We start from the raw sequence: 21,252 nt of genomic DNA on the forward strand, positions 1-21,252 counted from the left end.
CTCCCGCGCCGGGCCCCTCAGGCGTCGATGCGCTCCTGGTCCAGCTGCGCGGCGCCCTCGATGATGAAGTCCTTGCGCGGGGCCACCTCGGAGCCCATGAGCAGGGAGAAGGCGTGCTCGGCCGCCTCGGCGTCCTCGACCCGGATCCGGCGCAGCATCCGGTGCCGGACGTCCATGGTCGTCTCCGCGAGCTGGTCCGCGTCCATCTCGCCCAGGCCCTTGTAGCGCTGGATGGGCTCCTTGTAGCGCCGCCCCTCCGCCTCCAGCCGGGCGAGCAGGTCCTCGAGCTCGCGCTCGGAGTACGTGTAGACCATCTCGTTGGCCTTGCCGCCGGCGTTGACGATCTCCACCCGGTGCAGCGGGGGCACCGCCGCGTAGACCCGCCCCGCCTCCACGAGCGGGCGCATGTAGCGGTAGAACAGCGTGAGCAGCAGGGTGCGGATGTGCGCGCCGTCGACGTCGGCGTCCGTCATCATGATGACCTTGCCGTAGCGGGCCGCGGCGAGGTCGAAGGTGCGCCCCGAGCCGGCCCCGATGACCTGGATGAGCGCGGCGCACTCCGTGTTGGCGAGCATGTCCGTGATGGACGCCTTCTGCACGTTGAGGATCTTGCCGCGGATCGGCAGCAGCGCCTGGTGGTTCGAGGACCGGGCCAGCCGCGCCGTGCCGAGGGCGGAGTCGCCCTCCACGATGAACAGCTCGGAGCGCTCCACGTCGTTCGAGCGGCACTCGACGAGCTTGGCCGGCATCGAGGAGGTCTCCAGGGCGTTCTTGCGCCGCTGGGTCTCCTTGTGCACCCGCGCGGAGATGCGGGACTTCATCTCCGCCACGACCTTCTCCAGCAGCTGCCCGGCCTGCTGCTTGTCGTGCCGCCCGGTGGACGTGAGCTTGGCGGTCAGCTCCTTCTCGATCACCCGGCTCACGATCTGGCGCACGGCCGGGGTGCCCAGGACCTCCTTGGTCTGGCCCTCGAACTGCGGCTCGGCCAGCCGCACCGTGAGCACGGCCGTGAGCCCGGCCAGGACGTCGTCCTTCTCGACCTTGTCGCTGCCGGCCTTGAGCTTGCGGGCGTTCGCCTCGATCTGCTTCCGGAACGTCTTCAGCAGGGCCGCCTCGAAACCGGCCTGGTGGGTGCCGCCCTTGGGGGTCGCGATGATGTTCACGAACGAGCGCAGGGACGTGTCGTAGCCGATGCCCCACCGCAGGGCGACGTCGACCTCGCACGTGCGCTCCAGCTCCGTCAGCTTGGAACGGCCGTTCTCGTCCAGGACCGGGACGTTCTCCGTGAACCGGCCCTCCCCCTGGAAGCGCCACACGTCCGTGACCGAGCTGTCCGCGGCGAGGTACTCGACGAACTCGGAGATCCCGCCGTCGTGCTGGAACACCTCCTCGTGGGTCCCGAACTCCCCCGGCGTGCCGGGCAGGCCCCGCTGGTCGCGCACGGTGATGCGCAGCCCCGGGATCAGGAACGAGGTCTGCCGGGCACGCTTGGCCAGCTCCTCGTAGCTGAACCTGGCGTCCGTCGTGAAGATCTGCTCGTCCGCCCAGTACCGGATCCGGGTCCCGGTGACCCCGCGCTTGGCCTTGCCGACGACGTCGAGCACCGACCCCTCCACGAACGGCTCGAAGCGCGCGTGCGGGGAGGGCCGGCCCTGGTCGACGAAGCGTCCCGGCTCGCCGTGCCGGAAGGACATCTGGTAGGTCTTCCCGCCGCGGTCCACCTGGACGTCGAGGCGCGCGGAGAGCGCGTTGACCACGGAGGCGCCCACGCCGTGCAGGCCGCCGGAGGCGCTGTAGGAGCCGCCGCCGAACTTCCCGCCGGCGTGCAGCTTGGTGAAGACGACCTCCACGCCGGTCAGCCCGGTCCGCGGCTCGAGGTCGATGGGGATGCCGCGGCCGTCGTCGTGGACCTCCACGGCGCCGTCGGCGTGCAGGACCACCGTGATCTGGTGGCCGAAGCCGGCGAGCGCCTCGTCCACGGAGTTGTCGATGATCTCCCACAGGCAGTGCATCAGGCCGCGGGAGTCGGTGGAGCCGATGTACATGCCCGGCCGCTTCCGGACGGCTTCGAGGCCCTCGAGGACGGAGAGGTGGCGGGCGTTGTACTCGGAACGGGACGGTGTCACGGGGATACGACTCCTGGGGGACGGCGGGATTCCCCACCACTGTAGTCGGGGCGGCGGACACGGCCCTCCCGGGGCCGCGGTCCGCCGGCGGACGGCCCGACCTACGCCCGGGGCGAAAATCGGCTGCCGCCGGGATCGAATGTCCGACGGCCGTGGTTGTATGTAGCAGTACCCCGAAGCGTCCACGAGACCCCGGGTACCCGCACCGGCGGCCCCGTGCCCCGTGCAACGCGTACGACACAGGAGGAGGATCCCGTGAACGCAACATTGGAGAGCCGAGAACTCAATGCGACCGACCGCTGCGACGCGTGCGGCGCCCAGGCCTACGTCCGAGTGATCCTCGAGTCGACGGGCGGTGAGCTGCTCTTCTGCGCTCACCACGCGCGCAAGAACGAGCAGAAGCTGCGGCCCCTGGCCGCCACCTGGCAGGACGAGACCGAGCGCATCGGTTCCTGACCCGTACGCCCGCGACGGGCGGTCGACGCAAGGGATGCAAGGAGGGCCCCGACACCTGGTGTCGGGGCCCTCCTGCGTTCCCGGTGGCGCGGACGCTCCCGGCGGCCCGCCCCGACCGCCGGAGCGGACAGCGGGTCAGGCACGGGCAGCGGCTCCGGCCGTGGGCGTCCCGCGCCCGGACGGCGTCCGGGCGCGGGACGGACCGCTCAGTCGAGGTAGTCGCGCAGCACCTGCGAGCGGGACGGGTGGCGCAGCTTGGACATCGTCTTGGACTCTATCTGCCGGATGCGCTCACGGGTCACGCCGTAGACCTTGCCGATCTCGTCGAGGGTCTTGGGCTGGCCGTCGGTCAGGCCGAAGCGCATCGCCACGACGCCCGCCTCCCGCTCGGAGAGCGTGTCCAGGACCGAGTGCAGCTGCTCCTGCAGGAGCGTGAAGCTCACGGCGTCCGCGGGGACCACGGCCTCCGAGTCCTCGATCAGGTCGCCGAACTCCGAGTCGCCGTCCTCGCCCAGCGGGGTGTGCAGGGAGATCGGCTCCCGGCCGTACTTCTGCACCTCGACGACCTTCTCGGGCGTCATGTCGAGCTCGTTGGCCAGCTCCTCCGGGGTGGGCTCCCGGCCCAGGTCCTGCAGCATCTGACGCTGCACTCGGGCGAGCTTGTTGATGACCTCGACCATGTGCACCGGGATGCGGATGGTGCGGGCCTGGTCGGCCATGGCGCGGGTGATGGCCTGGCGGATCCACCACGTGGCGTACGTGGAGAACTTGAAGCCCTTGGTGTAGTCGAACTTCTCGACCGCGCGGATCAGGCCGAGGTTGCCCTCCTGGATGAGGTCCAGGAACAGCATGCCGCGGCCGGTGTAGCGCTTGGCCAGGGAGACGACCAGGCGCAGGTTGGCCTCGAGCAGGTGGTTCTTGGCGCGCTTCCCGTCATGGATGACCCAGCGCAGCTCCTTGCGGGTCTGCGGGTCCAGGGAGTCCTTCCCGTCCGCGAGCTTGTGCTCGGCGTACAGGCCGGCCTCGATCCGCAGCGCCAGGTCCACCTCCTGCTCGGCGTTCAGCAGCGCGACCTTGCCGATCTGCTTGAGGTAGTCCTTGACCGGGTCGGCGGTGGCCCCCGCGGAGACCACCTGCTGGGCCGGGGCGTCGTCGTCGTCGTTCGCGGTGATGACGAAGCCGGAGGTCTTCTCGTCCTTGGGCGCGGGCGCGGCGGCCGGGTCCTCGGGCGCGGCCTCCTCCTCGGTCTCCTCGTCCTCGTCCACCTCCGGGTCGACCACTCCGGCCTCGTCGGTCAGGCCCGTCTCGAGGTCGGCGTCGTCGGTGACGACGGCGTCCTCGTCGGGTGCCCCGGCGACGTCCTGGGCCTCCTTGGCCGTGGACGCCGCGGCCTTCTGGCGGCCCGTGGCCTTCGGCGCGGCCGGGGCCTTCTCCGCGGACCTGGTCGCCGTGGGCGCCTTGCTCGCGGCGGTCCTGGTCGCGGTCGACTTGCCGGCCGTGGACTTCGTGGAGCCGGCCGCGGCGCTCTTGGCCGCGCCGGAGCGCGCGGCGGTGGACTTCGCCGCCGTGGTCTTCTTGGCGGCCACGGTCTTCTTGGCGGCGGTCGACTTCGCAGCGGCGGTCTTCGCCCGCGGCGACGCGCCCGTGGTGCCGGACGGCGACCGAGCGTCCCCGGTGGCCGGGGCCTCGGCGGCGGTGTCCGTCGTCTTCTTGCTGGCGGCAGGTGACACTGAGAGCCTTTCGTTGAGCGGTCACGGCGTCCGCCCTCGGGGCAACACGCCTATGACCCTGTCAAGTCCGTGCGCCGGGCAGAGTCCGGTGCGGCGGGCTTGAAGGGTCCTGACAGCCGGAACCACGCGTGCGCGGGATTTGTTCCCGTTCTGCCATCGGATCCGAAAAAGCCACGGACCCGGGGCGTCACGAGTGCCAGGCGGTGGTGCGGTCCCGCGCCCAGAGCGGCACGGGACGGGCGTCGGCGAGGCGCAGGACCCGCAGTGCCGACGGGTGGCCCGGGACCAGGGCCGTGGCCCGGCGGACGAAGTGCGCGGTGTGGGAACCGCGCGCCCGGAAGCGGTTGAGCTGCGCGAGCTCGACGAGCACGCCCGCGAGCACGACCCGCTCCAGCGCTGCGTCCGCCCCGTCCCGCCCGGGATGCTCGGTCGGCCCGCCGGGCCCGGCGGGCTCCAGGAGCCAGCCGAGCACCTGCAGCACCCGGTACAGGGTGTCGAGCAGCGGCCAGTGCGGGGCGTCCGCCCACTCGCCCGTGAGCACGCGGGACAGCCGGACGAGCTCCCCCGCGTCGGGCCCGGGCAGCGGGGCGGGACCCGGACCGGGCTCCTCCCCGGCCTGCGGCCGCCGGGGCACGGTCGGCAGCCGCGCGGGCGCCGGTGCGAGGGTGGGCCCGATCGGCACGCCCTCGGCGCCGGCCTGCGGGTCGTCGACGTCGTCGCACAGCTCGGCCCACATCGCGGCGGCCGCCAGGACGCCGTCGAGGTCGTCCGTGGCGCAGGCCACGAGGAGCAGGTCGGCGAGCACGGGGTCCGTCAGGCTCGCCGCCAGGAAGCCGAGCAGCTCGTCGTCGTTGCCGAGCACCGCGGGCACGGGGCCCCCGGGCGAGCCCAGGACACCGGCGAGGACGTCGGCCCAGACGGACAGGGCCGGCACGAGGCGGTCGAGGTGGTGCCAGGCGCCGCCCCCGGCCCGCGCCCAGCGGAGCGCGGCGCGCCCGGCGCCCCGGTCGGTGCCGGCCGGCAGGGCCCCGTACTCGTGGTCCATCGCGAGCCGCGGAGCGGCCGCGTACGAGCTGCCGGAGGCCACGAGCGCGGCGTTGACGGCGCTGTCCTCGATCCCGGCGACGTCCTGGACGTCGGCCGGGTCATCGGCCGGCCACCACCGGTCGCCGGCCACGATCCAGCGCCCCGCCACGGCCCGCCCGGCGCGCCGGGCGGCCTCGTCCACGAGCGCGAGCAGCCCGTCCACCCCGACGGGCCGGCCCCCGGCGGCGGACGTCGTGTACACGATCACGAAGACCCGGTCGCTCAGGGCGTCGTGGCCCACGAGGTCGGCGAGATCGGCGACGAAGGCCGCGCGGAGGCCCTGGTCGGACGGACTGCCCGGGAGGTCCACGCGCACGCACGCCCCCGCCGTCCCGCCTCCGGCGGCGAACAGGACGAGGGAGTCGGCGGGCCAGTAGCCGAGGGTGTGCGGCACGACGGCGAGCAGGTCGGCCGCGCACCGGACGACGGGGACGAAGGGGTCTCGGATGGGGTGCTGTCTCATGGGCCCAGCGTGGGCGCGGCCGGGTCCGGGCGCGCCGGTCCGCGCCCGGGCTGTGGACCGGGAGCGGGGCCCGGCCCCCGTTGCCGGCGCGGTGCAGTGCCGACGGGCCCGTGCGGCCGGTCAGGCGGCGTCGTGACCGTGCCGCCGGCGCACCTTCCGGGCGGTGGCCAGCACGCCCGCTGTGCCCGCCGCCGCGATCAGGAACTGCGCGGCGATCGCGATCCGGAAGGCGTCGGGGGCGTACAGCTCGTCGCGGAAGCCGGCGGCGTGCAGCACGTCGAGGACGAAGCCGGTGACGAAGATGGCCAGCACGGAGGCGGTGAAGCCGCCCACGTTGACGATGCCCGTGGCGGTGCCCGAGCGCTGTGCCGGGTTGAAGCTGCGGGTGATGTCGAAGGCGATCATGGATGCCGGCATGCTGATCGCGATGACGCACACGGCGGCCAGCACGACCGGGACGGGCGCCGTCCCCGGCCAGACCAGCAGCACGGCCCACGCCGAGAAGATGACGGCGGTGACGCCCAGGGACAGGCGCACCCGGCGGTGCGGGCGGCGGGCGGTGAGCCCGCCGAGGCCGAGGGCCACGGCCAGGTTGGTGAGCACGAAGGAGGTCATCACGAGGGAGACCGTGGTGTCGGACAGGCCCTGCGCGTACTCGAGATAGGGGTACCCCCACATGAGCACGAACGTGTTGCCCGCGAACTGGGTGGTGAAGTGCACCCAGAAGCCGAGCCGGGTCCCGGGCTCGGCCACGCTCTGCCGGAGCACCTGGCCGGTGCGCCGCAGGCCCAGCTCCCGGTTCAGGACGTCCACCCCGGGGGGCGCGTTGCGCAGCAGGGCCGCGGCGAGCACGGCGGCGAGCAGCGCGAGCGAGGCCAGGGCCACGAAGGACGGGAACCACCCGGTGAGCTCGAGCAGCCAGGCGAACGGGATGACGGAGACGAGCTGGCCGAGGTTGCCGACCACGCCCAGGAACTGGGTCAGCGGCGGTACGCGCAGCGCGGAGAACCACGCCGGGATCAGGCGCATCACGCACACGAACGTGGCCGCGTCCCCCGCGCCGACGAGCACCCGGGCGGCCACGCCCTCGCCGACCGTGTCGGCGAGCGCCAGCTGGATCTGCCCCGCCGTCATGAGCAGCGCCCCGGCGGCGACCATGACGCGGGAGCCGAACCGGTCCACGAGCACGCCCACGGGGATCTGCAGCCCCGCGTAGACGAGGACCTGCATGAGCGAGAACAGCGACAGCGCGGAGGCCGCTGTGCCGAAGCGCTCCGCCGCGTCGACCGACGCGACGCCGAAGCTGGTGCGCTGGGCCACGGCACTGAAGTAGGCGAAGGTGCCGATCGCGAAGACCAGGTGGGCGCGGCGTGAGTCCTTGCCGGGCTCGTGGGCTCGGTACCGGTCGGACTGCATGCACTTCGCTCTCGGGGACGGGACCGGGCCGGGACCCGGGACGGCGGCGCCGCCCCGGACGACACCGGGCCGGCCGCGCGCCGGGCGGGCTCAGTCCTGCTCGTCCTCCTGGGCGGCGAGGAAGGCCTCGGCCGCGGCGCCGATCTCGTCGGCGTCGGGGAGCTCGGACTCGTCCCCGACCAGCAGGGAGCGCGGCACCGAGGCGTCGACGACGTCATCGTAGCGCTGTTCCAGACCGGCCACGACCGCCTGCACCTCGGGCGAGGCGCCGACCTGCTGGTCGATCTGCTGCTCGATCTCGCGGGCCGCCTCGCGCAGCTCGTCCGAGGGCAGGTTCAGCGAGGTCACGGCGCTGATGTGCTCGAGGGCGGCCACGGCGGCGTGCGGCAGGTGCGCCTCGGCCAGGTACTGCGGGACGTGGACGGTGAAGCCGATGTTGTCGATCCCGGCCTCGCCCAGCCGGATCTCGAGGAGCTGGGCGGCCGACGAGCTCATCTCCACGACGGGCTTCCAGGCGTGCTCGGCGGGCAGCAGGTCGGCCCGGTTGCCGTGCACCGAGACGATGAACGGCCGGGTGTGCGGGACCGGCATCGGGATCCCGGAGACGATCGCCACGAGCGAGACGTCCATCCGGCGGGCCAGGCCTACGACGGCCTCCGTGAACCGGTTCCACTGCAGGTCCGGCTCGGGCCCCGTGAGCAGCGCGAAGCTGCGCCCCAGGCCGTCCGTGACCAGCCGCAGGGACAGCTCCGGGTTCTGGAAGCCCTCGAAGTGGTCCTCCCGGAAGGTCACGTGCGGGCGGCGGGCGCGGTAGTCGTAGAGCTGGTCCAGGTCGAAACGGGCCACGACCTCGTGCGGCAGGGCCTCCGTGATGGTGTGCTCGATCTGCACGGCCACGTGCCCCGCCTCCGCGTAGCCGGACAGGGCGACGATCAGCGGCAGGCCACGAACCCGGGCGTCCTCGAGCAGAGCGGGATTGCTCAGGTACAGCGAGGTGGGGTCCAGCACAGCTCTTCCTCCTGGGGTGGGTCGGTTCCGGGCGTCCGTGGGGAGACCGGTGGGGCACGCCGGCGGTGGCGGCCCGGATCATGTCAACCATCCGCGGGCACCGCGTTATTCCCCGCCGCGCCGGGGGGACGCCCGCACCGCGCTGCCGCCCCGGCGCCGCGGCGGGGCGGGGATAGGATCGAGAGCACGCCTGCCGGCCGGGCTGGGCCGCCGGGAGCGGTCCGGACCGGCCGGCCCGGACCTCAGCGAAAGGACGATCCATGCCCGACGTACAGGACCTGCTCGAGCCACGGGGCATCGAGCTCACCGCCACGCACAAGGCCCTGGGCCGGACCGCGGCCCACGCGATCGTGCTCGCCGTGGAGAAGGGGCAGGAGGGCGAGGCCTCGGGCCGGGTCGTGCTCCCCGCCGGGGAGCAGCGCAGGCTCGCCCCCGTGGTGGACGCCGCGGCGGCGCTGCGCGTGAAGGGCGCCGCCGACGAGGTGACCGTGGTGCCGGCCCCGTCGGGGCTGCCCTTCACCGTGGTGGTCCTCACCGGCATCGGCGCCCTGCCCGAGGAGACCGCCGAGCGCGCCGAATCGCTGCGCCGGGCCACCGGCGCGGCCGTGCGGCGGCTCGCCGGGACCGACTCCGCGGTGCTCGCGCTGCCCGTCACGTCCGAGGAGGACGCCGCCGCGGTCGCCGAGGGCGCCGCCCTGGGCGCCTTCGCCTTCGCCCACCAGCGCGCGGCGACCGCCGCCGGCGTGCAGGCCCCGCTGGCCTCCGCCGTGGTGCACGCCCCCGGGGTGGCGCGTGCCGCGCTGGGCCGGTGCCTCGACCGGGCCGCCGCCCTCGGGCGCGGCGTCCGGGCCGCCCGCACCCTCGTGGACCTCTCCCCCAACGTCATGTTCCCGGAGGCCGTCGCGGACTACGCCCGCCGCGCCGCCAAGGGCACCAAGGTCTCCGTGAGCGTGCTCGCCGAGAAGGAGCTCGCCAAGGGCGGCTACGGAGGGCTCCTGGGCGTGGGACAGGGCTCCGTGCACGGTCCGCGCCTCGTCAAGCTGGAGTACGCCCCGGCGCGCGCCGCCAAGCACTACGCCTACGTGGGCAAGGGCATCACCTTCGACTCGGGCGGGCTCTCCCTCAAGCCCCCGGCCTCGATGATGACCATGAAGTCGGACATGGCCGGCGCCGCCGCCGTCCTCGCCGCGGTGCTCACCGCCGCCGAGCTCGAGCTGCCGGTGAAGGTCACCGGGTGGCTGTGCCTGGCCGAGAACCTGCCCTCCTCCACGGCCACCCGTCCCGGCGACGTCATCACCATCCGCGGCGGACGCACCGTCGAGGTGCTCAACACCGACGCCGAGGGACGCCTCGTGCTGGCCGACGGTCTCGTGGCCGCGTGCGAGGAGGGCCCGGACGCCGTCGTCGACATCGCCACCCTGACCGGTGCGCAGATGGTGGCCCTGGGCGCCCGGACGTTCGGGATCATGGGCGACGACGCCCTGCGCACCGCCGTGGCCGAGGCCGCCCGCGGCGCCGGGGAGGCCGGCTGGCCCATGCCGCTGCCCGAGCACCTGCGCCCGTCCCTGGACTCGAAGGTCGCCGACCTCAAGAACATCGGGGACAAGAACGGCGGGATGCTCGTCGCCGGGATCTTCCTGCGCGAGTTCGTCGGCGGCGAGGACGGCGCCCGGGTGCCGTGGGCGCACGTGGACATCGCCGGCCCCTCCTTCAACGAGGGCTCGCCCTACGGCTACACCCCGGCCGAGGGCACGGGAGCGGGCGTGCGCACGCTCGTGCGGCTGCTCGAGGACGCGGTCGCCGGGGGCCGCTGAGCTCCTGCGACACCCCCGCGCCGGAGGGAGCGCCCGCCTGGTCGCTCCCTCCGGCGTAGGGCTAAGGTATGTACGAAACGAACCCGTCACGGGACGGGAGCGACCCACCCGGAACGACGTCAACGCGCAAGGGAGCCAAACACGTGGCCGACAACGAATTCGACATCCTCGTCCTCGGCGGAGGGAGCGCCGGCTACGCGGCCGCACTGCGGGCCGTCCAGCTCGGCTTCACCGTGGCGCTGGTCGAGAAGAACAAGCTCGGGGGCACGTGTCTCCACTGGGGCTGCATCCCGACCAAGGCCTACCTGCACTCCGCCGAGCTCGCCGAGGACGCCCGGGAGAGCTCCAAGTACGGCATCCACACCACGCTGGACTCCATCGACATGGCCGCGGTGCGGGAGTACAAGGACAAGATCGTCGCCGGCAAGTTCAAGGGCCTCACGGGCCTGATGAAGATGCGCAAGATCACGGTCGTCGAGGGCGTCGGCAAGCTCACGGGCGAGAACACCGTCGAGGTCGACGGCACCACCTACACCGGCAAGCACATCGTGCTGGCCTCCGGCTCGGTCTCCAAGACCCTGGGCGTCGAGATCGGCGGGCGGGTCATGACCTCGACCGAGGCGCTGGAGATCGACTTCGTGCCCAAGAGCGCGATCGTCCTCGGCGGCGGCGTGATCGGCTGCGAGTTCGCCTCCATGTGGAAGTCCTTCGGCGTGGACGTCACCGTCATCGAGGGCCTGCCCCACCTGGTCGCCAACGAGGACCCGGCGATCGTGAAGGCGCTCGAGCGGGAGTTCAAGAAGCGCGGCATCAAGTCGAACCTCGGCACCTTCTTCGAGAAGGTCGAGCAGGACGACGACGGCGCGAAGGTCACCCTGGCCGACGGCAAGGTCTTCGAGGCCGACATCGTCCTGGTGGCCGTGGGCCGTGGCCCGAACACCGCCGACATGGGCTACGAGGAGCAGGGCATCCCCATGGACCGCGGCTTCGTCACCCCGGACGAGCGCCTGCACACCGGCGTCGGCAGCATCTACGCGATCGGCGACATCGTCCCCGGCGTGCAGCTCGCCCACCGCGGCTACCAGCAGGGACGGTTCGTGGCCGAGGAGATCGCCGGGCTGAACCCGGCCGTCGTCGAGGACGTCAACATCCCCAAGGTCACGTTCACCGAGCCCGAGATCGCCTCCGTGGGATACAACGAGCCGCAGGCCAAGGAGAAGTTCGGCGAGGACAACGTCGAGGTCGCCGAGTACAACCTCGCCGGCAACGGCAAGAGCTCGATCCTGGGCACCGGCGGCATGATCAAGCTCGTGCGCGAGAAGGACGGGCCGATCATCGGCTTCCACGCCATCGGCAAGCGCATCAGCGAGCAGATCGGCGAGGGCCAGCTCATCGTCAACTGGGAGGCCTACCCGGAGGACGTCGCCGCGTTCGTGCACGCCCACCCCACCCAGAACGAGGCCATCGGCGAGGCGGCCATGGCCCTCGCCGGGACGCCGCTGCACGGCTGAGCGCGCCGTGGCCCCGCCCGGCCGGGCGGGGCCTCCCCAGCACCCCGGCACCGGGCCGCCACCCGGAGCGCACCACCGAAGGCACCATCGAAGGCACCGAAAGAGAGACGGTCGGACCATGTCAGAAACCGTAAACCTGCCCGCACTGGGCGAATCCGTGACCGAGGGCACCGTGACCCGGTGGCTCAAGCAGGTCGGTGACGAGGTCGCCGTCGACGAGCCCCTGGTGGAGGTCTCCACCGACAAGGTCGACACCGAGATCCCCTCCCCCGTGGCCGGCGTGATCGAGGAGATCCTCGTCGACGAGGACGAGGACGTCGAGGTCGGCGCGCCGCTGGTCGTCATCGGGGACGGCTCGGGCTCCGGTTCCGAGGGCGGCTCCGGCCAGGACGAGTCCTCCGCCGAGGACACCTCCGGGCAGGAGGCCGAGGACGCCGCGACCGAGGCGGAGACCCCGGAGGCGACCGACGAGGCCGCCGAGCCGGAGCCCTCCGGTGACGAGTCCTCCGGTGCGGAGCAGGCACCCAAGGCCGAGGCCCAGCAGACGGGCGAGGGCAGCGAGATCACCCTGCCCGCACTGGGCGAGTCCGTGACCGAGGGCACCGTGACCCGGTGGCTCAAGCAGGTCGGTGACGAGGTCGCCGTCGACGAGCCGCTGCTGGAGGTCTCCACCGACAAGGTCGACACCGAGGTCCCCTCCCCCGTGGCCGGGACCCTGCTGGAGATCCGGGTGCAGGAGGACGAGGACGCCGAGGTCGGCCAGGTCCTGGCGATCATCGGCTCCGGCTCCGCCCCCTCCGGGGACGAGCCCGCCGAGAAGCCCGCCGAGGACACCTCCGGGCAGGAGGCCGAGGACGCCGCGACCGAGGCGGAGACCCCGGAGGCGACCGACGAGGCCGCCGAGCCGGAGCCCTCCGGTGACGAGTCCTCCGGTGCGGAGCAGGCACCCAAGGCCGAGGCCCAGCAGACGGGCGAGGGCAGCGAGATCACCCTGCCCGCACTGGGCGAGTCCGTGACCGAGGGCACCGTGACCCGGTGGCTCAAGCAGGTCGGTGACGAGGTCGCCGTCGACGAGCCGCTGCTGGAGGTCTCCACCGACAAGGTCGACACCGAGGTCCCCTCCCCCGTGGCCGGGACCCTGCTGGAGATCCGGGTGCAGGAGGACGAGGACGCCGAGGTCGGCCAGGTCCTGGCGATCATCGGCTCCGGCTCCGCCCCCTCCGGGGACGAGCCCGCCGAGAAGCCCGCCGAGAAGTCTGCGGAGAAGCCCGCCGAGAAGTCTGCCGAGAAGCAGCCGGCGAAGCAGTCCACCGACGGCGGCGAGGGCTACGAGGGCGCCTCGTCCGGGAAGCAGGAGAAGGCGCCGTCCCGCGACGAGGCCCTGGTCGAGACCGAGGAGCCCGTGCTGGCCGACACCTCCGGGGACGAGCAGCAGGACGCGGCGCAGCGCGACGGCGCCCGCACCGAGAAGGCGGAGACCCCGACCGGTGACAACTCGTCCTACGTGACCCCGCTGGTGCGCAAGCTCGCCAAGAAGGAGGGCGTGGACCTCTCCACGCTCACCGGCACCGGTGTGGGCGGACGCATCCGCAAGCAGGACGTGCTGGCCGCCGCCGAGCAGCAGAAGGGCGGCGAGGCTGCCGCCGAACCGGCCGCCGCCGCACCGGCGCAGGAGGCCGCCCCGGCCGCGCCGAAGGCGGACGCCAAGCGCGGGACCACGGAGAAGGCTCCGCGGATCCGGATGACGATCGCCCAGCGCATGCGCGAGTCGCTGCAGGAGGCCGCCCAGCTGACCCAGGTGACCGAGGTCGACATGACCCGGGTGGCCGTGCTGCGCGACCGGGCGAAGGCGAAGTTCCAGCAGCGGGAGGGCGCCAAGCTCACCTACCTGCCGTTCTTCGCCAAGGCGGTGGCCGAGGCGCTGCAGGCCCACCCCAAGCTCAACGCCACCTTCAAGGAGGCCGAGAAGGAGATCGTCTACAACGGCTCGGAGAACATCGCCATCGCGGTGGACACCCCGAAGGGTCTGCTGGTGCCGGTCATCAAGAACGCCGGCGACCTCAACCTCGGCGGCCTGGCCAAGCAGATCGCCGACCTCGGCTCCCGGGCCAAGGACGGCAACATCACGCCGGACGACCTCACCGGGGGCACGTTCACGATCACGAACCTCGGCTCCTTCGGGGCCCTGTTCGACACCCCGATCATCAACCAGCCGCAGGTCGCCATCCTCGGCACGGGGTCGATCGTGAAGCGCCCGATGGTCGTCTCCGACGCGGACGGCAACGACACCATCGCCATCCGCCAGATGTGCTACCTGTCGCTGACCTACGACCACCGCCTGGTCGACGGCGCGGACGCGGGCCGCTTCCTCCAGGCGCTCAAGGCGCGCCTGGAGGAGGGCCGCTTCGAGTCCGAGGTCGGTCTCTGACCGGGCCGGCCGTGGTCCCCGGCCCCCGCTGAGCACCGGCGGAGGGCGCGGCACCCCGGGAGGGCGTGTTCCTGATCACAGGGAGCACGCCCTCCCGGCGTGCGCGGGCGGGCCTCCGATAGGCTCGGATGCATGACCTTCCTGACCGGACTCCTCGTCTTCCTGCACCTCGTCGGCGCCGCGATCATCGTGGGCACCTGGATCTACACCATGAAGCGCCCCACGGTGTCCCCGGGGCAGTTCCACGCCTCGCTGCTGAGCCTGGTGACCGGGCTCCTGCTCGTGGCGATCTACGAGATGGGGGACGGCGACGTCAACCACGTCAAGGTCGCCGTGAAGCTGCTCGTCGCTCTGGCGGTGGCGGTCGCCGCCTTCGTGGGGCAGCGGAGGACCAAGCGCGGGGAGACGGTCTCGACCGGCCTGGCCCACGCCGTGGGCGGGCTGGCGCTGATCAACATGGCGGTCGCCACGCTCTGGTGACCCTCGTCCCCCACCACCGGACCCCCGGCGCTGCCCGTCAGCCCCGGGGGTCCTGTCGTGCCGGGTCCCGCCGAGCCGACGCCTGCCGTGCAGGGTCCCGCCGAGCCGACGCCTGCCGTGCAGGGTCCCGCCGTGCCGGCTCCGGCTGCTCCGGACCCGGCGGCACCGTCGGGCCGGCCACGGCCTCCACCCCGGCCAGCCGCCAGCCCTGCTCGCCCTGGGCCAGGACGGCGAGGACCGTCTGCACCCATCCGTCCCCCGCCGGCACCACGGACGGTGCCGCTCCCGGCTCGCCCGGGTAGCCCTCCACCCGCACCTCGGCGACCAGCGCGACCGTGCCCGGCCCCGAGGACCCCGCGGGGGCCTCGCGGATGCTCCCGACCTCGAGCTCGAGCTCGGAGAAGATCCCTGCGCCCCGGGCGATGGTGTCCCGGTCCGCCGCCGCCGTCTCGCTCCCCGCCGCGTACACCTCCTCCAGCAGACGCGCGTCCCCCGTGCGCAGGGCCTCGCCGCGCCGCGCCACCAGGACCCGCAGCGCCTTCCGGGGATCCGCGACGTCGGCAGGATCCTGTCGCGTCCCGTCCCCGGGCCCGGTGCCCGGACCGGCCCTGCCCGTCGGCCCGGACGCGACGGGCCCGGGCGCGAGGGAACCGGGTGCGAGGGGCCCGGGACCGAGGGAGCGCAGCGGGACCGACCACTCCGCGCGGCCCGACGAGGCGACCGGATCCGGCACGACCGCAGGGCCCGCCGTCGTCGCCGGGAACGGGTCGCCGTCCCCGGGCAGGAGCAGGGCGGCGCTGCCGGCGGCCAGCAGCAGTGCCACCGCGAGCACCGCCCGGCGCCTGCCGGTCCGGGGCCGCGCCGGGCCGGCAGGCGGGCTCCCCGGTCCGCGCGGGGTCGGCTCTCCGTCCCGCACGAGCAGGCCGGCCAGGTCCGCGGCGGTCGGCCGGGCGGCCGGATCGGTCTGCAGGGCGGCCTCGACCGCCCGGACGAGTCCGGCGGGGGCGCCGGGGCACAGCAGCGCCAGGGGCACGTGCCGTGCCTGCCGTGCCGGGGCCCGCCCGGTGAGCGCCGCCCACCCCATCGCGCCGAGCGCCCGGACGTCCTCCGCCGGACTGCCGTCCCCCGTGCCGGCCCGCACGGCGGCCCGGAGCCCGGCCCCGTCCGTGGCCGCCGTGGCGCGGAGCAGGACCTGGCGGGCGGAGAGCTCTCCGTGGCACCGGTCCAGGGCGTGCAGCGCCGCCAGGCCGGTCGCGGCGTCCCGGAGCACCGCGGCCGCCTCGGCGGGCTCCAGCCGGCCGCGCTCGGCCAGCCGGTCGGCGAGCGAACCGCCCGCGACGAAGTCCTCGACCAGCCCCACGGGTGCCGCCGCCGGGCCCAGCAGTCCGCGCACGGCCACGAGACAGGGGTCCTCCCGGCCCGCCAGGGCGACCGCGAGCGAGAGGGCCGCGGCCCGCGACCGGTCGCGCTCCGGGCCTGGCTCCTCCGGGCAGGGACGCAGGACGAAGTGCTCCCCGGACCGAGCCTCCCGCACCAGCCACGAGCGTGCGCCCAGGCGTCGCACCGGCTCCAGCCCGTCCTCGGGCGGCAGCCGCGGAGGCGTGTCCTCCGCCGGCGCGCCCTCGGACGGGCCGGGGCGGCCGTGCGCACGGTCGTCCCGGACGACCGCGGCGAGCCGTGCCCGGGCGGAGGAGGGCGGGCCCGGGGTGATCTCGTGGTGGCCGCCGTGCGCGGCGGGGCGCTGGTCCATGGCCCCAGCATGCCCGCCGGCGCCCGGGGCCGCGGGCGCCGTCCACAGCCCCCCTGCCCGGTCCCTCCGGCGCGCGCAGGTCCGGTCGCGCGATAGGCTGGGGACATGTCCCTCTGCTTCGAACGGCTCGGCTTCGATCCGCACCTCGTCGACTACCGCTCGGCGCTGGAGCTGCAGAAGAACGTGCACCGCGAGGTCGTCGCGGGCGAGCGGGCCAACACCGTGCTGCTGCTGGAGCACCCCCCGGTCTACACGGCCGGTCGTCGCACCGAGCCCCACGAGCACCCCACCGACGGGACCGAGGTCGTGGAGATCGGCCGCGGGGGCAAGCTCACCTACCACGGCCCCGGGATGCTCGTGGGCTACCCCATCGTCCGGCTGACCACGCCCATCGACGTCGTGCGCTTCGTGCGCCTGCTCGAGGAGATCATCCTGGCCGTGGTCGCGGACTTCGGGGTGCAGGCCACGACCGTGGCGGGCCGCTCCGGGGCGTGGGTGCTCGCGGACGAGCGCGGGCCGGACCGCAAGATCGCCGCCATCGGCGTGCAGGTCTCCAAGCGGGCCACCATGCACGGCTTCGCCCTGAACTGCTCCAACGACCTGCGGCCGTTCGGCAAGATCATCCCGTGCGGCATCACCGACGCCTCCGTCACGAGCCTCTCGCAGGAGACGGGCCGGCTCGTGACCCCGGAGGCGGTGGTCGCGCGCATGGAGCAGGAAATATCCGCCCGCCGGGACGAGTTGTGCGAACAGTTCGTCCCTTCGGGGACCCCGGGTCCGCTGCCCTGGCCCACCGCCGTCAGCTGACCTGCGCCGCCCCCGGGACCGCCGGGACCGTGAGCGCACCACCGTCGACATCTCGACAAGGAGACCGACCATGACCGTTGCCCCCGAGGGCCGCCGCCTGCTGCGCGTCGAGGCGCGCAACGCCGAGACGCCCATCGAGAAGAAGCCGTCCTGGCTGAAGAACACGGCGCGGATGGGCCCCGAGTTCCAGGAGCTGAAGTCCCTCGCCCGCGGCAAGGGCCTGCACACCGTGTGCGAGGAGGCCGGCTGCCCCAACATCTACGAGTGCTGGGAGGACCGGGAGGCCACCTTCCTCATCGGCGGCTCCAAGTGCACCCGCCGCTGCGACTTCTGCGACATCGCCACCGGCAAGCCCGACCTGCTGGACGTCACCGAGCCCCGCAAGGTGGCCGAGTCCGTCAAGGAGCTCGGACTGCGCTACGCGACCGTCACCGGCGTGGCCCGCGACGACCTCGACGACGGCGGCGCCTGGCTGTACGCGGAGACCATCCGCGCGATCCACACGCTGAACCCGAACACCGGCGTGGAGATCCTCATCCCGGACTTCCAGGGCGTGCCCGACCGGCTGCAGCAGGTCATCGACGCCGAGCCCGAGGTCTTCGCCCACAACGTGGAGACGGTCCCGCGCATCTTCCGTCAGATCCGGCCCGCCTTCACCTACGAGCGCTCCCTGGACGTCATCACCCAGGGCAAGGACGCCGGGATGATCACCAAGTCCAACCTCATCCTCGGGATGGGCGAGACGAACCAGGAGATCTACGAGGCGCTGTGCGACCTCAACGACGCCGGGTGCGACATCATCACGCTCACCCAGTACCTGCGCCCCTCCCCGCTGTTCCACCCGATCGACCGGTGGGTCAAGCCCGAGGAGTTCGTGGAGCTCTCCGAGATGGCCGAGGAGATCGGCTTCCTGGGCGTCATGGCGGGCCCGATGGTCCGGTCCTCGTACCGCGCCGGCCGGCTGTGGGCCCGCGCCATGGAGAAGTCGGGCCGGCCGATCCCGTCCCACCTGGCGCACATCGAGGACACCGGCAGCGCCTCCCAGGAGGCGTCCTCGCTCGTCCAGCGCCTCCGCTGAGGACCGGCGGGCGCGGCCCCGCCCACCCGCTAAACTGGAGGACGGACCGCGGCCGGGCGCTCTCGCGCGCCGGCACCGCGGGTCCGCCGGAACACCGCCATCGCACCACAGGACGAGGTCTCACCGTGTCACCTTCCCACGCCAAGTCGCGCCCGACGTCGCGATCCTCCTCCCCCGGGAAACCCGCGGGGAAGCCGACCGGGAAGCCCACCCGGGCGCAGAAGCGCGAGGCGAAGCAGCAGCGGAAGGCGACCAAGGGGCCGGGCTTCCTCAGCCAGATCAAGCAGGTCTTCAAGATGACCCGCGAGGTCGAGCCCAACATCGGCTGGTGGATGCTGCTGATCGGCCTCGGCGTCCTCCTCGTCTTCCTGCTCGTCGGCGTCCTGCTCGGCAACTGGATCACCGGGCTGCTCATCGGCCTGCCGTTCGCGCTGCTCGCCGCCTCGTTCTACCTCTCCCGGCGGGCCGAGCGCGCCGCGTTCGCCCGGATCGAGGACCAGCCCGGGGCCGCCGGCGCCGCGCTGTCCGCGCTGCGCCGCGGCTGGATCGTCGAGGACCAGCCCGCGGCCATGGATCCCCGCACCCGCGACCTCATCTTCCGCGCCATCGGCCGCCCCGGCGTGGTCCTCGTGACCGAGGGCCCCGCAGGGCGGGTCGACAAGCTCGTCGCCAAGGAGCGCCGCCGGATCGGCCCCGTGATCCAGAACGTGCCGATCCACGTCATCAAGACCGGCAAGGGCGAGGGGCAGGTGCCGCTTCGCGAGCTGTCCAAGCAGATGAAGAAGCTCGACAAGAAGCTCACGCAGCAGGAGGTGCAGACCGTGCACAAGCGGATCAGCACCCTGGGCAACCGGCTGCCGATCCCCAAGGGCGTGGACCCGATGCGCGCCCGCCCGGACCGCAGGGCCATGCGCGGCCGCTGAGCCGCGGGCCCGCCCCACGACGACGGAGCCCCTCGCCTTCCGCGGAAGGCGAGGGGCTCCGTCGTCGTCGGGCGCCGTGCCGGTGCCTCAGCGGGTGCGGACCAGGACCGTGTCCGCCGCCCGGTCGTGCAGGCCGCGCTGGTCCGGGTCGAACACGACCGCCGGGATCACTAGGCACAGCAGCAGGGAGCGGACCACGGCCCGGGCGAAGCCCGCGGGCCGCCCGGACAGCGTCTGCACCTGCAGGCCCAGCAGCAGGTGCCCCGGGGTGTGGCCGGTCGCGCCGACCAGCAGCACGTTGAGCAGGAACAGGAACGCCAGGGTCATCAGTCCCTGCTCGTTCCACTGGGGCACGAGCCACTGGGCCAGGGCCCAGCACAGGTACCAGTCCAGCACCAGGGCCACGATCCGCCGCCCCACGCGTCCCACGGAGCCCGGGCCCTGCTCCGGGCGCCCGAGGCGCTGCCCCGGGTACTCCTGCCGGCCGGTCCCCGGCCCCTCGAGCCACGAGCCCACATCACGTCTGTCGATCATCCCCCCAGGGTATCGGGGAGGGACTCCCCTAGACTGGCGGGAGACCGTGGCTCCCCCGGGCCCTCCTGCGTAACACCGAGGAAACACCCGGGACACGGAGCCTTAATGCCCGGTCCGTAGCGTTGTCCCCGGAAACGGACGCCGACCCAGCGCACCTGGCACGGCGGGCCAGCCCACCTAACAAGGAGAACAGCACATGTTCCAGACACCCGAGGAAGTCCTCGCCTTCATCAAGGACGAGGAGATCGTCTTCGTCGACGTCCGGTTCACGGACATGCCCGGCGTGCAGCAGCACTTCAACCTCCCCGCCAAGTCGGTGGACGACGACTTCTTCGTGCACGGGCAGCTGTTCGACGGCTCCTCCATCCGCGGCTTCCAGGGCATCGCCGAGTCCGACATGCAGCTCATCCCGGACCCCACCTCGGCGTTCGTGGACCCCTTCCGCGTCGAGAAGACCCTCGTGGTCACCTGCTCGATCGTGAACCCCCGCACCGGTGAGCCCTACCACCGCGACCCCCGCGGCGTGGCCGAGCGCGCCGAGGCCTACATGGCGTCGACCGGCATCGCCGACGTGGCCAACTTCGCCTCCGAGGCCGAGTTCTTCATCTTCGAGGACGTCCGCTACGACATCCAGCCGCAGGGCTCCTTCTACGCCATCGACTCCGACGAGGCCGCCTGGAACACCGGCCGCAAGGAGGAGGGCGGGAACCTGGGCAACAAGACCGCCACCAAGGGCGGCTACTTCCCCGTCTCCCCGGTCGACAAGCAGGCCGACCTGCGCGACGCCATGTGCGTGGCCCTGGACGAGGTGGGCCTCGAGGTCGAGCGCTCCCACCACGAGGTGGGCGCCCCCGGTCAGGCCGAGATCAACTACCGGTTCAACACGCTGACCAAGGCCGCCGACGACCTGCAGAAGTTCAAGTACGTCATCAAGAACACCGCGGACGCCTTCGGGAAGTCGGCCACGTTCATGCCCAAGCCCGTCTTCAACGACAACGGCTCCGGCATGCACTGCCACCAGTCCCTGTGGAAGGGCAGCGAGCCGCTGTTCTACGACGAGAAGGGCTACGCGGGCCTGTCCGACCTCGCCCGCTGGTACATCGGCGGCCTGCTCCAGCACTCCTCGGCCGTGCTGGCCTTCACCAACCCGACGGTCAACTCCTACCGCCGCCTGGTCAAGGGCTTCGAGGCCCCCGTCAACATGGTGTACTCGCAGGGCAACCGCTCCGCCGGCATCCGCATCCCGATCACGGGCACCAACCCGAAGGCCAAGCGCCTCGAGTTCCGCGCCCCGGACCCCTCCTGCAACCCGTACCTGGCGTTCGCCGCCCAGCTGATGGCGGGCCTCGACGGCATCCGCAACCGCATCGAGCCGGCCGACCCGATCGACAAGGACCTCTACGAGCTGCCCGCCGAGGAGGCCAAGGACATCAAGAAGGCCCCGGCCTCGCTCGAGGAGGCCCTGCTGGCCCTGGAGGAGGACCACGAGTTCCTGCTCGCCGGCGACGTCTTCACCGAGGACACCATCCAGTCCTGGATCGAGTACAAGCGCGAGTTCGAGCTCAAGCCGCTGTCCGTGGTACCGCACCCGCTGGAGTTCTCGATGTACTACGGCGTCTGAGCCGCACCGTTCCACCGCCGC

At 72.9% G+C, this 21,252-nt stretch carries 16 protein-coding genes; 9 read left to right on the top strand and 7 right to left on the bottom strand.

The features are described from left to right. Nucleotides 1-17: 17 nt before the first annotated feature. On the bottom strand, nucleotides 18-2,126 hold the full coding sequence (locus ACPYN7_RS06275) for a DNA gyrase/topoisomerase IV subunit B (RefSeq protein WP_424347055.1): 2,109 nt from the start codon (nucleotides 2,124-2,126) through the stop codon (nucleotides 18-20). Nucleotides 2,127-2,381: 255 nt separating this feature from the next. On the opposite strand from ACPYN7_RS06275, the gene ACPYN7_RS06280 reads away from it, so the two are divergent. Then, nucleotides 2,382-2,582, top strand: coding sequence for a DUF7455 domain-containing protein (locus tag ACPYN7_RS06280; RefSeq protein ID WP_017834164.1), 201 nt, complete (start codon nucleotides 2,382-2,384; stop codon nucleotides 2,580-2,582). A 206-nt stretch (nucleotides 2,583-2,788) separates the two neighbouring features. Here the strand turns inward: ACPYN7_RS06280 and ACPYN7_RS06285 are convergent, their stop codons facing one another. From ACPYN7_RS06285 to ACPYN7_RS06300, 4 genes are all read right to left on the bottom strand, one after another. Continuing rightward, on the bottom strand, nucleotides 2,789-4,312 hold the full coding sequence (locus ACPYN7_RS06285) for an RNA polymerase sigma factor (RefSeq protein WP_424347056.1): 1,524 nt from the start codon (nucleotides 4,310-4,312) through the stop codon (nucleotides 2,789-2,791). Between the two features lie 187 nt (nucleotides 4,313-4,499). Then, nucleotides 4,500-5,861, bottom strand: coding sequence for a DUF4192 family protein (locus ACPYN7_RS06290; protein ID WP_424347057.1), 1,362 nt, complete (start codon nucleotides 5,859-5,861; stop codon nucleotides 4,500-4,502). Between the two features lie 120 nt (nucleotides 5,862-5,981). Further along, a complete protein-coding gene (locus ACPYN7_RS06295; RefSeq protein ID WP_424347058.1) occupies nucleotides 5,982-7,277 on the bottom strand; it encodes an MFS transporter in 1,296 nt (431 codons plus the stop codon). A gap of 90 nt (nucleotides 7,278-7,367) precedes the next feature. Then, nucleotides 7,368-8,285, bottom strand: coding sequence for a proteasome assembly chaperone family protein (locus ACPYN7_RS06300; RefSeq protein WP_058873689.1), 918 nt, complete (start codon nucleotides 8,283-8,285; stop codon nucleotides 7,368-7,370). A 260-nt stretch (nucleotides 8,286-8,545) separates the two neighbouring features. On the opposite strand from ACPYN7_RS06300, the gene ACPYN7_RS06305 reads away from it, so the two are divergent. The 4 genes from ACPYN7_RS06305 (at nucleotide 8,546) to ACPYN7_RS06320 (ending at nucleotide 14,518) form a co-directional block, all read left to right on the top strand. Further along, nucleotides 8,546-10,099: a leucyl aminopeptidase gene (locus ACPYN7_RS06305; RefSeq protein ID WP_424347059.1), complete on the top strand. Its 1,554-nt coding sequence runs from the start codon at nucleotides 8,546-8,548 to the stop codon at nucleotides 10,097-10,099. Nucleotides 10,100-10,242: 143 nt separating this feature from the next. Beyond that, nucleotides 10,243-11,610, top strand: coding sequence for a dihydrolipoyl dehydrogenase (lpdA, locus tag ACPYN7_RS06310; protein ID WP_424347060.1), 1,368 nt, complete (start codon nucleotides 10,243-10,245; stop codon nucleotides 11,608-11,610). Between the two features lie 118 nt (nucleotides 11,611-11,728). Beyond that, entirely contained in the window at nucleotides 11,729-14,038 is a 2,310-nt protein-coding gene (sucB, locus tag ACPYN7_RS06315; protein WP_424347061.1) for a 2-oxoglutarate dehydrogenase, E2 component, dihydrolipoamide succinyltransferase, read from the top strand. A 132-nt stretch (nucleotides 14,039-14,170) separates the two neighbouring features. Further along, a complete protein-coding gene (locus tag ACPYN7_RS06320; RefSeq protein ID WP_058873693.1) occupies nucleotides 14,171-14,518 on the top strand; it encodes a hypothetical protein in 348 nt (115 codons plus the stop codon). Between the two features lie 37 nt (nucleotides 14,519-14,555). On the opposite strand, the gene ACPYN7_RS06325 is transcribed toward ACPYN7_RS06320, so the two are convergent. Then, nucleotides 14,556-16,268 (bottom strand): protein kinase, encoded by a 1,713-nt coding sequence (locus tag ACPYN7_RS06325; RefSeq protein WP_424347062.1) that lies wholly within the window; start codon nucleotides 16,266-16,268, stop codon nucleotides 14,556-14,558. Between the two features lie 105 nt (nucleotides 16,269-16,373). On the opposite strand from ACPYN7_RS06325, the gene lipB reads away from it, so the two are divergent. The 3 genes from lipB to ACPYN7_RS06340 all read left to right on the top strand — a co-directional run bounded on the left by lipB (nucleotide 16,374) and on the right by ACPYN7_RS06340 (nucleotide 19,076). Continuing rightward, entirely contained in the window at nucleotides 16,374-17,075 is a 702-nt protein-coding gene (gene lipB, locus ACPYN7_RS06330) for a lipoyl(octanoyl) transferase LipB (protein ID WP_424347063.1), read from the top strand. Between the two features lie 70 nt (nucleotides 17,076-17,145). Beyond that, nucleotides 17,146-18,153 carry a lipoyl synthase gene (gene lipA, locus ACPYN7_RS06335; protein ID WP_058873696.1) on the top strand — a complete coding sequence of 336 codons (1,008 nt, stop codon included), beginning with the start codon at nucleotides 17,146-17,148 and terminating at the stop codon, nucleotides 18,151-18,153. Between the two features lie 125 nt (nucleotides 18,154-18,278). Next, entirely contained in the window at nucleotides 18,279-19,076 is a 798-nt protein-coding gene (locus tag ACPYN7_RS06340) for a DUF4191 domain-containing protein (RefSeq protein ID WP_424347064.1), read from the top strand. Between the two features lie 87 nt (nucleotides 19,077-19,163). Here ACPYN7_RS06340 and ACPYN7_RS06345 read toward each other — a convergent pair whose 3' ends face one another. Beyond that, complete coding sequence (locus ACPYN7_RS06345; protein ID WP_424347065.1) at nucleotides 19,164-19,610, bottom strand: RDD family protein; 447 nt, start codon at nucleotides 19,608-19,610, stop codon at nucleotides 19,164-19,166. Nucleotides 19,611-19,806: 196 nt separating this feature from the next. Between ACPYN7_RS06345 and glnA the strand changes: the two genes are divergently transcribed. Beyond that, nucleotides 19,807-21,231, top strand: coding sequence for a type I glutamate--ammonia ligase (gene glnA, locus ACPYN7_RS06350; RefSeq protein WP_368826425.1), 1,425 nt, complete (start codon nucleotides 19,807-19,809; stop codon nucleotides 21,229-21,231). Nucleotides 21,232-21,252 lie beyond the last annotated feature (21 nt).

The organism is Kocuria sp. CH-021 (genome assembly GCF_049716185.1).
GTDB lineage: Bacteria > Actinomycetota > Actinomycetes > Actinomycetales > Micrococcaceae > Kocuria > Kocuria cellulosilytica.

Excerpts from the sequence above, each read along its gene's own strand:
- ACPYN7_RS06325 (WP_424347062.1), bottom strand. The coding sequence starts at position 16,268 with ATGGACCAGCGCCCCGCCGCGCACGGCGGCCACCACGAGATCACCCCG.
- sucB (WP_424347061.1), top strand. The coding sequence starts at position 11,729 with ATGTCAGAAACCGTAAACCTGCCCGCACTGGGCGAATCCGTGACCGAG.
- glnA (WP_368826425.1), top strand. The coding sequence starts at position 19,807 with ATGTTCCAGACACCCGAGGAAGTCCTCGCCTTCATCAAGGACGAGGAG.
- lipA (WP_058873696.1), top strand. The coding sequence starts at position 17,146 with ATGACCGTTGCCCCCGAGGGCCGCCGCCTGCTGCGCGTCGAGGCGCGC.
- lipB (WP_424347063.1), top strand. The coding sequence starts at position 16,374 with ATGTCCCTCTGCTTCGAACGGCTCGGCTTCGATCCGCACCTCGTCGAC.
- ACPYN7_RS06305 (WP_424347059.1), top strand. The coding sequence starts at position 8,546 with ATGCCCGACGTACAGGACCTGCTCGAGCCACGGGGCATCGAGCTCACC.
- ACPYN7_RS06345 (WP_424347065.1), bottom strand. The coding sequence starts at position 19,610 with ATGATCGACAGACGTGATGTGGGCTCGTGGCTCGAGGGGCCGGGGACC.
- ACPYN7_RS06295 (WP_424347058.1), bottom strand. The coding sequence starts at position 7,277 with ATGCAGTCCGACCGGTACCGAGCCCACGAGCCCGGCAAGGACTCACGC.
- ACPYN7_RS06290 (WP_424347057.1), bottom strand. The coding sequence starts at position 5,861 with ATGAGACAGCACCCCATCCGAGACCCCTTCGTCCCCGTCGTCCGGTGC.
- ACPYN7_RS06320 (WP_058873693.1), top strand. The coding sequence starts at position 14,171 with ATGACCTTCCTGACCGGACTCCTCGTCTTCCTGCACCTCGTCGGCGCC.